Below are 13,890 nucleotides of genomic sequence, written 5' to 3'. Positions count from 1 at the left end.
CGTTATAGTACGATATCGGTCCAGAGCTCGGACGGATCCGGCTCTGCGTCGTTCTGGGCAAATTCGGCGGCGTCGGCGACAATGTCGCGGACCTCCTTGTCGACGGCTTTGAGCTCGTCCTCATCAGCCCACTTCTTGTCGAGCAGGCGCGCCTTGACCTGCTCGATCGGGTCGCGCTCGGAGCGCATCTTCTGCACTTCTTCCTTGGAGCGGTATTTTGCCGGATCGGACATCGAGTGGCCGCGGTAGCGATAGGTCTGCATTTCGAGAATCAGCGGCCCCTTGCCGTCACGGCACCATTCGGTGGCGAGATCGCCGGCTGCCTTGACTGCACGGACGTCCATGCCATCGACCTGGATGCCGGGGATCTTGAAGGAGGCGCCGCGGTGCGAAAAATCCGTCTCGGCCGACGAACGCGTTACCGAGGTGCCCATGGCATAGCGGTTGTTCTCGATGATGAAAATCACCGGCAGCTTCCACAGCGAGGCCATGTTGAAGCTTTCATATACCTGGCCCTGATTGGCGGCGCCGTCGCCGAAATAGGTCAGTGTCACATTGTTGTTGCCACGATAGCGATTGGCGAAGGCGAGGCCGGTGCCGAGCGAAACCTGCGCGCCGACAATGCCGTGGCCGCCGTAAAAATGCTTCTCCTTGGAGAACATGTGCATGGAGCCGCCCTTGCCCCTGGACAGGCCGCCGCGGCGCCCGGTCAATTCGGCCATGACGCCGCGCGGCGACAGTTCCATCGCCAGCATGTGACCATGGTCGCGATAGGCGGTGATCATCTGGTCGCCGTCGATCAGCGCCATCTTCATGCCGGTGACAACTGCTTCCTGGCCGATATAGAGGTGGCAGAAGCCGCCGATGAAGCCCATGCCGTAGAGCTGGCCGGCCTTTTCCTCGAAGCGGCGAATGAGCAGCATGCGCCGGTAGGCGTCAAGCTCCTCATCCTTGGTGAAGTCGAGAGGTTTGGGGGCTGAAAGCCCTGCCGATCTGCCGTCGGATTTGGGTTTGGTTTTGGCAGGCGCTTTTCTGGCGGCGGTGGCCATGCATCACTCCCTGTTGGCGTCTCTTGCGGACACTGAGGGAGATCAGTTCTCCCCACCGATTTGGCAAAGGCTAACACGCAAGAAAGCGTTTCGCCATGCCGAAAATGCATGGCTGACATGCGTCTAAGCGATTAAAATCGTTGAAAATATCGGCGATTAACTTGAATTTGGTTATCTTGCCGTGGCCGGTAGCATGATGGTGATTTCGTCGGCGTGGGACACATTGAGCGCCTTGCGCGCCTGCTCGTCGAGCATGTCCTTCTCCAGCGTGCCCTGATGCATGAGCTGAACACGCCGCTGCAGATCGAGCCGGCGCGCCTTGACGGCATCGAGCTTACCTTGCAGGTCGACTGCTTCGGCTTGCAACCGGTATTTGGAATAGATGCCGAATTCGCCGTGGTAGGCATGAAAGCCGAAATAGGCGAGGAACGCCACGCAGAGCGAGGGGATGATCAGCCGACCGGTATTTCTCTGCTTGTGCTGACGTGTCCACATGACCCAAATCCCTTAGAGCACCGCGCGCGCCTGGACGCGCAAAGGGCGCTCTAACCACTCTGCGACCTAGCCCTTTCTCGCCCGATTGTGCTTAATGGACGGTTACGGACGACCGGATCTGGCGGTGTTGAAACAAAAAAGGCGAGAATGCCCCGCCCTTTCGTTTTCGGATTTTCTGGGTTTTAGGATTTTCTGCGGCTCAGCCCTTCACGATCGACTTGCCGGCGTAGAGCGCCTGCTTGCCGAGCTCTTCCTCGATGCGGATGAGCTGATTGTACTTGGCCATGCGATCCGACCGCGACAGCGAACCCGTCTTGATCTGCCCGCAATTGGTGGCGACGGCGAGATCGGCGATGGTCGAATCTTCGGTTTCGCCCGAGCGGTGCGACATGACCGCGGTGTAGCCGGCCTTGTGCGCGGTCTCGACGGCATCGAGCGTTTCGGTCAGTGAGCCGATCTGGTTGACCTTGACCAGGATAGAATTGGCGACGCCCATGCGGATACCGTCGCGCAGCCGGGCCGTATTGGTGACGAACAGATCGTCGCCGACCAGCTGGGTCTTGTTGCCGATGAGGTCGGTCAGCGTTTTCCAGCCGTCCCAGTCGTCTTCGGCCAGCCCATCCTCGATGGTGATGATCGGATAGTCCGCGGCGAGCCTGGCCAGATACTTGGCCTGGGTCTTCGGATCGCGGGTCTTTTTCTCGCCTTCATAGACGTAGTTGCCGTCCTTGAAGAATTCGGTCGCGGCGCAGTCGAGGCCGAGCGCAACCTCTTCGCCCGGCTTGAAGCCGGCCTTCTCGATCGATTCCATGATGAAATCGAGCGCTGCGGGCGCGCTTTTCAAGTTAGGAGCGAAGCCACCCTCGTCGCCGACATTGGTGTTGTGGCCGGCGTCCTTCAGCCGCTTCCTCAGCGTATGGAAAATTTCCGAACCCCAGCGCACGCCGTCACGCAGTGTCGGCGCACCAATCGGCAGGATCATGAATTCCTGGAAATCGATCGGGTTGTCGGCATGGGCGCCACCGTTGATGATGTTCATCATCGGCACCGGAAGCACATGCGCCTTGGTGCCACCGACATAGCGGTAGAGCGGCAGGCCAGCCGCCTCCGCCGCAGCCTTGGCCACCGCCAGCGACACGCCAAGGATCGCATTGGCGCCGAGGCGGCTCTTGTTGGGTGTGCCGTCGAGCTCGATCATGGTCTGGTCGATGTGGATCTGGTTCTCGGCTTCCATCCCGCCGATAGCTTCGAACAGCTCGCCATTGACGGCCTCTACCGCCCGCAGGACGCCCTTGCCGAGGTAGCGGGCGCCGCCGTCGCGCAGCTCGACCGCCTCATGCGCGCCGGTCGAGGCGCCGGAAGGCACCGCAGCGCGGCCCATCGAGCCGTCTTCGAGCACGACGTCGACCTCGACGGTCGGGTTTCCGCGGCTGTCCAGGATTTCGCGCCCGACAATGTCGATGATGGCAGTCATTGCGATGTCCCCGATTGATCTGACGAAGCGTCGCGCACGTCTTAGCCAAAGTGCCGCAAAACGCAATCGGGGCGTCCGCAAATAGTGCCGCCACTTCCGCCACATCGAATCACGAAGCACAAATTGCTGTCATCATAAGTCATGTCGGTCATAGGCCTTGGCGGCATGCGGCTTTCTGGTTTATGCTCACAGCTGCGCGGGGCGAAACAGGAGGAGTTTCGCCATGTCTCAGTTGAGCGGTATTGTGAGTTTGTTCCTGATCGCGGCGGCGTTTTTGACGTCGTGTGACACTCAGCAGCCTCAACAGGGCGCGGTAGAGTTGTCGACCATTGCAGCGGAGTAGATATCCTGCAAAAAAGGCCCCCGGTTCAACCGGGGGCCTTTTGATTCCGGCAGAGCAAGATCAATGCCAATAAGGCTCTACCCTGTAGTAACTGTATGAAGCATCACGCGCGGCCTCGCCGTCGGCGCCCGTCAATTCGTTGATCGAATAGGCGGGAGCTGCCTTCAGTTGCTCCTTGGTGAACGGCACGACATAGCCGCCCTTGTTCTCGTCATAGTCGAGGCTCGCCCACGGAATGGCGTGGTATTTCTCGCCGATGCCGAGAAATCCGCCAAAGCCGATCACGGCAAACATGATTCCATTCGACAATTTGTCGAGCATGACATCCTCGATGTCGCCGATGTGCGTGCCTTCCGTGTTGTAGACGGAAGTGCCGATCACCCGCGAGGCAGCGATGGCTTCAGTGTGTCCTGTCTGGGTTGTCATGATGTGCTCCTTTTGTCGTTCACTTCAGCTTCGACAATGAGGAGAGGGCTGCGAAGGTTCCAGACTTTTATGGACGCGGTCATACGTGCAGGGCTGATCACTCAGCGAGGATGAAGGTGACCTTCATGTTGACGCGGTAGGCGGAGATCGTGCCGTTCTCGACGACGACCTTCTGGTCCTGGATCCAGGCGCCTTCGACGTTTTTCAATGTCTTTGCCGCGCGGGCAATCCCCTGTTCGATGGCGTCCTGAAAGCTCTTATTCGACGATGATGTGATTTCGGTGACGCGGGCGACGGACATGGCTTCGTCCTCCAAGGCACTCGGTTGCCTGGGCAGCGTACAACCGGCGCCTGTTGATCACAAGTTTCGGGTCGGACTTAGGGCTGGGCCGCTGAACTTGCTCAGCCCTTGGCGACGCGATCGAATGCCATCAGCCTTTCAAGCAGCGCCCGAAGGTCCTTCAGCGGCACCATGTTGGGACCGTCGGAGGGGGCGTTGTCGGGATCCTGATGCGTCTCGATGAAGACGCCGGCGACACCGACCGCAACCGCGGCGCGCGCCAGCGTCTCGACGAAGCGCCGATCGCCGCCTGACGAGCCGCCCTGCCCGCCCGGCTGCTGCACCGAATGCGTGGCGTCGAAAATCACCGGCGCGCCGATCTCGGCCATGATCGGCAGGGCGCGCATATCGGACACCAGCGTGTTGTAGCCGAAGGACGCGCCGCGCTCGGTGACCAGCACATTGGCGTTGCCGGAACCGGTGACCTTGGCGACGACGTTCTTCATGTCCCACGGCGCGAGGAACTGGCCCTTCTTCACATTGACGACCTTGCCGGTTCTTGCCGCCGCGATCAGCAGATCGGTCTGGCGGCTGAGGAAAGCCGGAATCTGCAGGATATCGACATGCGGCGCCACGAGCGCGCACTGTTCCTCGGTGTGGATATCGGTCAGGATCGGCAGCGAAAACGCCTTGCGCAAATCGTCGAAGACGGGCAGCGCCGCATCGAGCCCGGCGCCGCGCGTGCCGCCAAGCGAGGTGCGGTTGGCCTTGTCGTAACTGGTCTTGTAGACGAGGCCCAGCCCGAGCTTCTCGGTCAGTTCCTTCAGCGCGCCAGCCATGTCGAAGGCGTGCTGGCGCGATTCAAGCTGGCACGGGCCGGCAATCAGCGACAGCGGCGCGCTGTTGCCGAAGACGACATTGCCGACGGTTACGGACGAATTGGGCTTGCTCATGCTTTCTCCTGGAAAACGAAGGCCGCACCCTGCCCGGATGCCGGCCACACGACAATATCATCGCCGCGTAAGTCATGTTCTACGGAACTTGCTGCAAGCAGCTTGGCGACCGTGTCGGCGGAACCAACTGAAAAGACGATCGCCGCGAAGCGGAGTTCCGATGGCGCGCCGGCAGGTATGCCGAAGCGCGATTCGAAAGCGACGGGGTCAAGGAGGGTCAAGGTCGCGTTCGGCAGCTCAAACGCAGTGCTGCTCCCCGGCACGGTCGCCGGACTGTGCGTCGCGATCGAAATCAATCGGCGCTGTTCGGATGGCTCGGTGCTGACCGCCACGACCTCGACAATGCCGTTTGCGCCATTGGCGTGGACCTGCAACGCGCTGCGGTCCACTTTCGGCGCATTGATCCGCTCGCAGGCAAACAGGAATGCGTCCGTCGCCCCGGTGCCGGAGGCGAAGGCCAGTTTGAACGATGCCGTGTCGCTGTTTCCCGCCGCGTCGGTGAAGGTGCGCGAAAAGCTCAGCATGTCTCCAGCCGACAGGCCGGCTTCGACATAGCGTGCGTGGTCGGCATCCGCACTTTGGGTGCCCAGGACAAGGGCGGAAAATCCCTCATTGCCGCAGCTGTCGCGATAGGCGCGATCGCGCGCGACGAAGGCGTTACCGTCGGCGATCGCTTTCGCCGCCGCTTGCGCATTGCCCACTGCCAGCAACTCGAGATAGGTGCCGTCCTCAAGGAAGACGCAGCAGTTTTCCGTGCCGAAAGGATGGATGCCGGTCGGCGCCCCGACAAAGCCAAGCGAAGCCAGCCGCGCCCGTGCCACGTCGAGGCTCGCGGTCGGCAGGACAAGATGGTCAAGCGGACAGGGGCCGGGCGGATAAGCGCCGGGCGAATGAGGGCGTGCTGGCATCGTCTCGATCATGCCGGCGCGGTGTGCATCATTCCGGAAGTTGGTTCAAGAGCCCTCGCCTGACGCGCAGGGATTTCATATAGCGGCAGCGGTCGTCGCGATGGCTGTTCTTGGCCACGCTGCCTTGGCGACGCGCGAAAGCGGCAGGGCGCTGATCCGACCGAACCAACGGCCGCAGATGGGTGCGCTCCTGCTTCGGTCAGTTTCCCTTCAAGTCGCAGCCACGATGTCCGCCGAATAGCGCAATTCACGCAGCGGTTTGACCTGGCTGGTCGTCTCGGCATAGAGCGGATGCGCCTTGTACGCGGCCAGAGCGGCGTCATCCTCGAACTCGGCATAAACGACCACGTCGATCTCGTCCGAAAGCGGGTCGACCTTGCTGTTGAGCGTCACCTCGAACAGACGGGAATGGGGGATGTTGCCCAGCGCCAGCAAGCCCGTGCGTACGGCCTCGACGTCCTCTTTGTGCCGTGCGCTGAAGAAAACGATATGCCGGATCAACCCCAGCCTCCTCGATCGATGTGCAGCCATGTTTTGTGTGGGCAACACGATTGCGTCAACCGGCAACGATGTCGCGGCAACAACGCGTTGGGTCGAAGGCGAGGAAACCTACATCATGCTGGTGATGTAGCGCACGATGCGGTTAATCTCCCTGACCGTGGTGTCGAGATAGCTGCCCTGATTGTAGAGCCCGTCCCAGATCAGGAAGAACGTGACGGCGCAGATGACGATGACATAACGCATGGCTAAAACTACTGCATCCGGGTGGCTGCAACCATAGTGATTCCGGCGTTGATCAGCGCCCTCCCCCAAAATCTTTCCATGATCCGTGCTCGCTTGCCTTGGCTCTTGAAGTTCCCCTTGATGACGTGAAAGATTGCGCGGGAATTCATCGGGAAGCGGCGTTCGCGCCCTGCCGATGAACTGCGAGAGAGTTGGAAACCGGCGATTTTGCGCCGGCGCCGCAGAAGTCCCGGGGGCGTGACATGGCTCACAAGGAAGACACCAGCGTTGCGTCGGGCGACGCGGTCAAGTTGGACGAATTCAATTTCGCCGAGACCGTCAAAGGCCTGCCGGCCAAGGCGCGCATGGTGCTGTCGGCGGCGATGAACCTGCCGCGTGGCTCGCTCAAGGTGAGGATGCCGGACGGCCGCGCCGTCCTCGTCGGCGGCAAGGGCCCGGGTCCGGACGCCGAACTGGTGCTCAAGAACTGGCGCTTGCCCGGCCGCGCCTTCACCGGCGGCACCATCGGCATCGCCGAATCCTACATCGACGGCGATTGGGACAGTCCCGATGTGACCAGTTTCCTGGAACTGTTCGTCGTCAATTCAGAAATCGGAGAGCGCATCGCCGGCGGCGCCAGCTGGTTGATCAACGCCGTCCAGCGTGTCCGCCACTGGTTCAACCAAAACACTCGCACCGGCTCGAAGCGCAACATTTCGGCGCATTACGATCTCGGCAACGCCTTTTACAAGGAATGGCTGGATCCGAGCATGACCTATTCGTCGGCGCTCTATGCGGCTGGCGCCAACGATCTGGAAAGCGCGCAAGCCGCCAAATATCGCGCGCTGGCCAAGGACACGGGCATCGGCGCGAACGACCACGTGCTTGAAATCGGTTGCGGCTGGGGCGGCTTTGCCGAATTCGCGGCGCGCGAGATCGGCTGCCGCGTCACCGGGCTGACGATCAGCCGCGAGCAGCATGATTTCGCCAGAGCACGCGTCCAGAAGGCTGGATTTGCCGACAAGATCGACATCAAGCTGCAGGACTACCGCGACGAAACCGGTTCCTACGACCGCATCGCCTCGATCGAGATGTTCGAGGCGGTCGGCGAAAAGTACTGGCCCGTGTTTTTCGGCAAGATGAGGGATTGCCTGCGACCTGGCGGCACCGCCGGCCTGCAGATCATCACCATCAACGAGAAAGCCTACGACACCTATCGCGGCCGGCCGGATTTCATCCAGCGTTACGTCTTCCCGGGCGGCATGCTGCCGACGCCGTCGATCCTGAAAACGCTCGGTAAAGACCATGGCCTTGCTCATCTGCGCGAGCGCATTTTCCCGGACGACTATGCCCGCACGCTCGCCGAATGGCGCCACCGTTTTTGTGGGTCATGGGAAAAGATCGTCCCGCTCGGTTTCGACGACCGCTTCAAGAAGCTCTGGGAGTTTTACCTGCATTATTGCGAAGCCGGCTTCCGCGCCAGCTACATCGATGTCCGCCAGGTGGTTTACAGGACTTAGGGTGGCGACGACTAATTTCCGCATGGGATCAATTGGTTCTCCGTCGAACATCAAGTCGATGATGCGGTTCGAGCCGGCTGCTGTTCAATGGCGTGCCAGCCTTCAACAGCGTGCCAAGTCCTGACCGAAGCAGAGCTTCGCGCCTGAATCCGGTCGAGTCCATACGGGAACAGATGACGTGCGGATGCATGTGCGCGGGCGGAAACGTCAGCGCCTGTCATCGTCGCCTTGGGTGATCAGCCGCGCGCTGCGCTGCCCTGTCAAGTAGATCCATAGCCAGCTCAGCGAAACCGCAAGCCGGTTACGGAAGCCGATCAGGAAATAGATGTGCGCCAGGCCCCAAAGCCACCAGGCCAGCCGGCCGGTGAGCTTGATCCAGCCGAAATCGATCGCGGCGGCGCGCTTGCCGATCGTCGCCAGGTCGCCGTCATGCCTGTAGCGGAAAGGCCGCGGGGCTGCGTCGCCGGCAAGCCGGGCCTTGATCGTCGCGGCGACATGCCGGCCCTGCTGCTTGGCGGCCGGTGCCACGCCGGGCACCATGCGGCCATCCGGCCGCAGGACGTGTGCAGCGTCACCGACGACGAAAATTTCTGGGCTGCCCGGCACGGTCAGATCGGGCTCGACCAGCACCCTGCCGGCGCGGTCCGCTGCCGCCCCCAGCCATTCGGCGGCCGGCGAAGCGGCGACGCCTGCTGCCCACAGGATAGTCCTGGCCGGCAGATGCGTTTCACCGAAGACGACACCCTCCGCGTCGCAACGTGTCACCGGCCGACCGAGTTCGACCGTCACGCCAAGCCGCTCGAGCGCCTTGCTGGCATAGTCGGAGAGTTCCGGCGCGAAATTGGGGAGGATACGGTCACCGGCCTCGATCAGCACCACGCGCGTCTGCCGCGTATCGATGTTGCGGAACTCGCCGCGCAGCATCTCGTGCGCCAGTTCGACAATGGTGCCGGCCAGTTCCACGCCGGTCGGTCCGCCACCGACGATCGCCAGTGTCAGCAGCGCCTGGCGCTTGGCGGGATCGGTCTCCCGCTCGGCCTGCTCGAAGGCAAGCAGGATGCGCCGTCGAATGGTGGTGGCGTCCTCCAACGTCTTCAGCCCCGGTGCGAAATTCTCCCACTCGTCATGGCCGAAATAGGCGTGGCGGGCGCCGGTGGCCAGCAGCAGCGTGTCGTATCCAACCGCGCCGCCATCATCGAGCAGCACGTTTTTGCCGGCGCGGTCGACGCCGCTGACGGTGGCCAGCAGTGTCGTCACATCCTTGCGCTTGCGCAGGAGATGGCGGATCGGCCAGGCGACTTCCGAGGTCGCCAGTGCCGTGGTCGCCACCTGATAGAGCAGCGGCTGGAAAAGATGATGGTTGCGCTTGTCGATCATGGTGATGCGCACCGGCGCACCGTCAAGCGCGCGGGTGAATTCGAGACCCCCGAAGCCCGCCCCGACGACGACGACATGATGGCTGGTTTTGTTCATCTCATTCACTCCGGGAGCAGGTTGGGCGCAGGTGGGGCGGGAGCGCAGACTGGACAGCAATTTCGCCAAGGCTGATGTAGCGACTTTTGTGCACCGCAACAACATCCGACTTTGCCGACTGCACGCCCTGAGATGTCGCTGTTGTACATGCCCCCATCCTGCCGCCGAGTATAATTTCATCGAAGCAGACGAAAGGAGAGGAACTTGGCTAGCGATCATGACGACGGTCCGGGGCAATATTCCTCGCCGCCTTGCTTCATGCACGAGCTCGACCCGGAATTCCGGCCGCCCCTATCCGACTGGAACGACGTGAAACGGTGGCGCAAGGCCGAGCGCGAGCGGCTGATTGCGGCGCGCCTCGCTGTCCCGGCTGAAGTGCGGACGGCAATGTCGCAGCGCATCGGCGAAAACCTCGACGCGGTGATCGGCGACATTGCCGGCCGCATGGTCAGCCTCTACTGGCCGTTCCGCGGCGAACCGGATTTGCGGGCCTGGATAGCTTCCGTCAATGAGCGCGGCGGCCGTACCGCACTGCCCGTTGTCGTCGAAAAAGCCCGCCCGCTTATCTTTCGCGCCTACGCACCGGGCGACCGGCTTGAGAAGGGTGTCTGGAACATCCCGATCCCGGCTGGAGGCGATGCGGTGCTGCCCGACATCGTCATCTCGCCTGTCGTCGGCATCGATCCGAGACAGTATCGGCTGGGCTATGGCGGCGGCTTCTTCGACCGCACGCTGGCGGCGATGCCGTTCAAGCCGCTGGTCATCGGTGTCGGCTACGAACTGCAGCGCATCGCCACCATCTACCCGCAGCCGCATGACATCCCGATGGACCGGGTGGTAACGGAGGCTTTCAAAGCCTAGGCAAGTTCCGGCTTCATCCCGACCGCCGTCCGGTCGACGATCTCGCGCAAGGCGAACGACGAGTTGATCTTCGTCACATGCGGCATTGCCGACAGCCATTCCTTGTGGATGCGCTCATAGTCGACGAGGTCCTTTGCCGCGATGCGCAGGATATAATCGTATTCACCCGACATCAGGTGGCAGGACAACACGTTCGGGCAGCGCTTTATCGCCGCCTCGAAATCCGACAGTGTCTTTTCGAATTGCCCCGACAGCGATATATGCACAATCGCCGTCATCTGGTGGCCAAGAGCGGCATTGGACAGCCGGGCGTGGTAGCCGCGGATGGTTCCGGATTTCTCCAGATTGTCCAGCCGCCGCGAGCAGGCCGACTGTGACAGGCCGACCTTCTCGGCAAGCGCCGCGTTGGGTATCCGCCCATCCCGTTGCAACGTTTCGAGGATGGCGATATCAATCCTGTCGAGCGGCATTTTTCGGGATTCCTGCGACAATCCAGCTGTTTTACGCAACGATTATCGAACCGCACCGTCTTGCGCAAGCGTATTCGCAAACACCTACGCGACGATTCGTGGTTCACTGTCTCTCAACAGCGAACATGCCCCAAAAGGCTGGAGCAGGAGGAGAAGAAGATGCGCGTCGGCTGCCCCCGGGAAATCAAGAACCACGAATACCGCGTCGGCCTGACGCCGGGATCGGTCCGCGAATATGTCGCGCATGGCCACGAAGTGCTGGTCGAGACCGGCGCCGGCGCCGGCATCGGCGCCGACGACAACGCCTATCGCGCCGCCGGCGCCACCATCGCCAAGACGGCCGCCGACGTGTTTGCCAAGTCCGACATGATCGTCAAGGTCAAGGAGCCGCAGCCCAACGAATGGGTCCAGCTCCGTGACGGCCAGATCCTCTACACCTATCTCCATCTCGCTCCGGATCCGGAGCAGACCAAGGGCCTGCTGGCCTCGGGCGTGACGGCCATCGCCTACGAGACGGTCACCGACGACCGCGGCGGCCTGCCGCTGCTGGCGCCGATGTCGGAAGTCGCGGGCCGCCTGTCGATCCAGGCGGGCGCCACCGCGCTGCAGAAGGCCAATGGCGGCCGCGGCGTTCTGCTCGGCGGCGTGCCCGGCGTGCTGCCTGGCAAGGTCACTGTGCTCGGCGGCGGCGTCGTCGGCCTGCATGCCGCACGGATGGCGGCCGGCCTTGGCGCCGACGTCACCATCATCGACCGCTCGATCCCGCGCCTGCGCCAGCTCGATGATATCTTCGGCGGCCGCGTCCACACCCGCTACTCGACGGTCGAGGCGCTGGAAGAGGAATGTTTTTCGGCCGACATCGTCGTCGGCGCCGTGCTGATCCCGGGTGCCGCCGCGCCAAAACTCGTTTCGCGCGAAATGCTGTCGGGAATGAAGAAAGGCTCGGTGCTGGTCGATGTTGCCATCGACCAGGGCGGCTGCTTCGAGACCTCGCACGCCACAACTCATGCCGACCCGACCTATGAGGTCGACGGCGTCGTTCACTATTGCGTCGCCAACATGCCGGGCGCGGTGCCGGTCACCTCGGCCCAGGCGTTGAACAACGCGACGCTGCATTACGGCCTGCAGCTTGCCGACAAAGGCCTGAAGGCGCTGGTCGACGATCATCATTTGCGCAACGGCCTCAATGTCCACAAGGGCAAGATCACCAACCGCGCGGTGGCCGAATCACTCGGCTATGAGTTGGTCGAGCCGAAGGCCGTTCTCGCCGCCTGAACCCGCCGCTGATTCTCTCCCGAAAGAGCCGCCGACGCCCCCGGCGGCTCTTTTTTCCACAAGAAAATTTCACGGTTTGCGTTCAGCAGACCGGCTTTACCCGTTTTGCTTGCAATGTGTCATTCCTGTGGCTTTTTTGTTACATCCGCCGGCGTGGGCAGGTGCTAGACGGCTGACGGGTTTTTCAAAAGGCAGGGGCAATGACCAGCAAACGATTCGCAAAATCTCTTCTTCTTGGCGCAGTTTCCGTACTGGCGCTCGGATCGGCTTCTCAGGCCGCCGACGCGCTTGTGCCGGTGGTCGAAACGTCGGCCTTCAACTGGAGTGGCATTTATGTCGGCTTCGGCGTTGGCGCCGGCGCCAATGTCCACGAGCTCAGCAGCGATTTCCTTCCGGGCTTCTCGTTGAACGGCATTGGTGGTGAAGGCGTATACGGTGAACTGACCGTTGGATACGACTATATGGTGTCGCCGCGCTTCCTGATCGGCGGACTCCTGGACGCCCATATCGGCAACATTGAAACCACGCTCGATGTAGCTGGACTGGAGGCTTCGGTCCGCGAGACCTACGGTTTCGATGCTGGTCTGCGAGCCGGTTACCTGTTCACGCCGAACACGTTGGGCTATGTGCTCGGCGGCTATTCCTGGCAGAAATACAAACTCGACACCAACGCTGGTTTTGACCTGGATTGGGACCAGAGCGGTTACTTCGTCGGAGCCGGCGTTGAAACGGCCATCAACGGCAACTGGACCATCAAGACAGAATATCGCTATACCCGCTTCGGTACCAATGATGATCTGCTTTCCGAGTTCGGTTTGCCGGATGGCGCCCTCAATATCGACACGTCGCGGCATACGTTCCAGGTCGGGGCCAACTATCGCTTTGGCGCCCAGAATGGCGGCGTCGCCTCTTTTGAAGCGCCTGCCTACAACTGGACCGGCTTCTACGTCGGCGGCGCCGCCGGCGCGGGTGCGTCGGTGCATCAGATCGAAGTTCCGCCGCTTGGCGGGCTCGAGTTCAACGGGCTCGGCGGCGAAGGTGTGTTCGGCGAATTGAACGTCGGCTATGACCATGATTTCGGCAGCTGGGTCGCAGGTGTCATGGTGGATGCCCGCTACTCCGGCATGACCTCCGAGTTGGAATTTCCAGGCGGATCGATCAATCTGGATACCGATTACGGCTTCGATGTGCTTGCCCGCGTCGGCATGAAAGTCAACGAATCGACACTCGCCTATGTGCTCGGCGGTTACAGCTGGGAGCATTTCGATCTGAATGCGTCTTCGCCCATAGGCGACATCCTCGATTGGGACTCCAGCGGCTTCTCGGTGGGTGGTGGTCTGGAAACGGCCATGTCCAGCAACGTGACCGTCGGCCTCGAATACCGCTACTCGCAGTTCTCCGAGGAGGATTTTTCGTCCGAACTTGGGCTGCCGGACGACTCTCTCACCTCCACGCCTTCGTTCCACACCGTCCGCATTGGTGCGAAGTACAAGTTCAACTAATTTTCGAGCCGTCCAGACAACAGTCAAAGCCCGTCGGTCATTCCGGCGGGCTTTTTCTTTGGGTAAAGAAATATAATGCAGGCAGCAAAAAAGCGGAGCCAAAGCCCCGCTTCCTCTGATATCGAGATCTCCCGCCGG

General features: G+C 61.7%; 15 protein-coding genes. 4 read left to right on the top strand and 11 right to left on the bottom strand.

The genetic code is table 11. The annotated features are described in order from the left end of the window. Window positions 1–2: 2 nt before the first annotated feature. The 9 genes from pdhA to AC0L2V_RS05815 all read right to left on the bottom strand — a co-directional run bounded on the left by pdhA (window position 3) and on the right by AC0L2V_RS05815 (window position 6,672). Window positions 3–1,049 carry a pyruvate dehydrogenase (acetyl-transferring) E1 component subunit alpha gene (gene pdhA, locus AC0L2V_RS05855; protein ID WP_473507640.1) on the bottom strand — a complete coding sequence of 349 codons (1,047 nt, stop codon included), beginning with the start codon at window positions 1,047–1,049 and terminating at the stop codon, window positions 3–5. Between the two features lie 171 nt (window positions 1,050–1,220). Further along, window positions 1,221–1,544, bottom strand: a complete 324-nt coding sequence (locus AC0L2V_RS05850; RefSeq protein WP_023799238.1) for an FtsB family cell division protein — start codon at window positions 1,542–1,544, stop codon at window positions 1,221–1,223. Between the two features lie 199 nt (window positions 1,545–1,743). Beyond that, the gene (gene eno, locus AC0L2V_RS05845; protein ID WP_473507639.1) at window positions 1,744–3,018 is read right to left on the bottom strand and encodes a phosphopyruvate hydratase; all 1,275 of its coding nucleotides are present in this window, start codon (window positions 3,016–3,018) and stop codon (window positions 1,744–1,746) included. 403 nt (window positions 3,019–3,421) lie between these two features. Beyond that, a complete protein-coding gene (locus AC0L2V_RS05840; RefSeq protein WP_023799241.1) occupies window positions 3,422–3,787 on the bottom strand; it encodes a PRC-barrel domain-containing protein in 366 nt (121 codons plus the stop codon). A 97-nt stretch (window positions 3,788–3,884) separates the two neighbouring features. After that, entirely contained in the window at window positions 3,885–4,088 is a 204-nt protein-coding gene (locus tag AC0L2V_RS05835; protein ID WP_023799242.1) for a dodecin family protein, read from the bottom strand. 101 nt (window positions 4,089–4,189) lie between these two features. After that, entirely contained in the window at window positions 4,190–5,020 is an 831-nt protein-coding gene (kdsA, locus tag AC0L2V_RS05830) for a 3-deoxy-8-phosphooctulonate synthase (RefSeq protein ID WP_023799243.1), read from the bottom strand. Further along, a complete protein-coding gene (locus AC0L2V_RS05825; protein ID WP_473519649.1) occupies window positions 5,017–5,928 on the bottom strand; it encodes a VOC family protein in 912 nt (303 codons plus the stop codon). Before AC0L2V_RS05825 ends, kdsA begins: the two co-directional genes overlap by 4 nt. A gap of 210 nt (window positions 5,929–6,138) precedes the next feature. Beyond that, entirely contained in the window at window positions 6,139–6,429 is a 291-nt protein-coding gene (locus AC0L2V_RS05820; RefSeq protein WP_027154007.1) for a Dabb family protein, read from the bottom strand. A gap of 108 nt (window positions 6,430–6,537) precedes the next feature. After that, complete coding sequence (locus AC0L2V_RS05815; protein WP_023799246.1) at window positions 6,538–6,672, bottom strand: hypothetical protein; 135 nt, start codon at window positions 6,670–6,672, stop codon at window positions 6,538–6,540. A 242-nt stretch (window positions 6,673–6,914) separates the two neighbouring features. Here AC0L2V_RS05815 and AC0L2V_RS05810 point away from each other — a divergent pair, with 242 nt between their 5' ends. Beyond that, window positions 6,915–8,171 carry a class I SAM-dependent methyltransferase gene (locus AC0L2V_RS05810; RefSeq protein ID WP_473507637.1) on the top strand — a complete coding sequence of 419 codons (1,257 nt, stop codon included), beginning with the start codon at window positions 6,915–6,917 and terminating at the stop codon, window positions 8,169–8,171. A 207-nt stretch (window positions 8,172–8,378) separates the two neighbouring features. Here the strand turns inward: AC0L2V_RS05810 and AC0L2V_RS05805 are convergent, their stop codons facing one another. Then, window positions 8,379–9,644, bottom strand: a complete 1,266-nt coding sequence (locus AC0L2V_RS05805; protein WP_473519648.1) for an NAD(P)/FAD-dependent oxidoreductase — start codon at window positions 9,642–9,644, stop codon at window positions 8,379–8,381. Between the two features lie 204 nt (window positions 9,645–9,848). Between AC0L2V_RS05805 and AC0L2V_RS05800 the strand changes: the two genes are divergently transcribed. Beyond that, window positions 9,849–10,505, top strand: a complete 657-nt coding sequence (locus tag AC0L2V_RS05800; protein WP_473519647.1) for a 5-formyltetrahydrofolate cyclo-ligase — start codon at window positions 9,849–9,851, stop codon at window positions 10,503–10,505. On the opposite strand, the gene AC0L2V_RS05795 is transcribed toward AC0L2V_RS05800, so the two are convergent. Then, a complete protein-coding gene (locus AC0L2V_RS05795; protein ID WP_023799250.1) occupies window positions 10,502–10,975 on the bottom strand; it encodes an Lrp/AsnC family transcriptional regulator in 474 nt (157 codons plus the stop codon). The genes AC0L2V_RS05800 and AC0L2V_RS05795 overlap by 4 nt on opposite strands. Before the next feature lie 159 nt (window positions 10,976–11,134). On the opposite strand from AC0L2V_RS05795, the gene ald reads away from it, so the two are divergent. Both ald and AC0L2V_RS05785 read left to right on the top strand, forming a co-directional pair. Continuing rightward, complete coding sequence (gene ald / locus AC0L2V_RS05790) at window positions 11,135–12,250, top strand: alanine dehydrogenase (protein ID WP_091591151.1); 1,116 nt, start codon at window positions 11,135–11,137, stop codon at window positions 12,248–12,250. 200 nt (window positions 12,251–12,450) lie between these two features. After that, window positions 12,451–13,752, top strand: coding sequence for an outer membrane protein (locus AC0L2V_RS05785; protein ID WP_473519646.1), 1,302 nt, complete (start codon window positions 12,451–12,453; stop codon window positions 13,750–13,752). Window positions 13,753–13,890 lie beyond the last annotated feature (138 nt).

The organism is Mesorhizobium sp. WSM4814, assembly GCF_055811595.1.
Note: the sequence above shows the minus strand (reverse complement) of the source record. Positions and strands in the feature narration are given on the sequence as shown.

Bases quoted from the DNA above. Each gene is read 5' to 3' on its own strand.
- ald (WP_091591151.1), top strand. From the start codon at position 11,135: ATGCGCGTCGGCTGCCCCCGGGAAATCAAGAACCACGAATACCGCGTC.
- AC0L2V_RS05840 (WP_023799241.1), bottom strand. From the start codon at position 3,787: ATGACAACCCAGACAGGACACACTGAAGCCATCGCTGCCTCGCGGGTG.
- kdsA (WP_023799243.1), bottom strand. From the start codon at position 5,020: ATGAGCAAGCCCAATTCGTCCGTAACCGTCGGCAATGTCGTCTTCGGC.
- AC0L2V_RS05785 (WP_473519646.1), top strand. From the start codon at position 12,451: ATGACCAGCAAACGATTCGCAAAATCTCTTCTTCTTGGCGCAGTTTCC.
- AC0L2V_RS05835 (WP_023799242.1), bottom strand. From the start codon at position 4,088: ATGTCCGTCGCCCGCGTCACCGAAATCACATCATCGTCGAATAAGAGC.
- AC0L2V_RS05850 (WP_023799238.1), bottom strand. From the start codon at position 1,544: ATGTGGACACGTCAGCACAAGCAGAGAAATACCGGTCGGCTGATCATC.
- AC0L2V_RS05795 (WP_023799250.1), bottom strand. From the start codon at position 10,975: ATGCCGCTCGACAGGATTGATATCGCCATCCTCGAAACGTTGCAACGG.
- AC0L2V_RS05810 (WP_473507637.1), top strand. From the start codon at position 6,915: ATGGCTCACAAGGAAGACACCAGCGTTGCGTCGGGCGACGCGGTCAAG.
- AC0L2V_RS05815 (WP_023799246.1), bottom strand. From the start codon at position 6,672: ATGCGTTATGTCATCGTCATCTGCGCCGTCACGTTCTTCCTGATCTGG.
- AC0L2V_RS05825 (WP_473519649.1), bottom strand. From the start codon at position 5,928: ATGCCAGCACGCCCTCATTCGCCCGGCGCTTATCCGCCCGGCCCCTGT.
- pdhA (WP_473507640.1), bottom strand. From the start codon at position 1,049: ATGGCCACCGCCGCCAGAAAAGCGCCTGCCAAAACCAAACCCAAATCC.
- AC0L2V_RS05805 (WP_473519648.1), bottom strand. From the start codon at position 9,644: ATGAACAAAACCAGCCATCATGTCGTCGTCGTCGGGGCGGGCTTCGGG.
- eno (WP_473507639.1), bottom strand. From the start codon at position 3,018: ATGACTGCCATCATCGACATTGTCGGGCGCGAAATCCTGGACAGCCGC.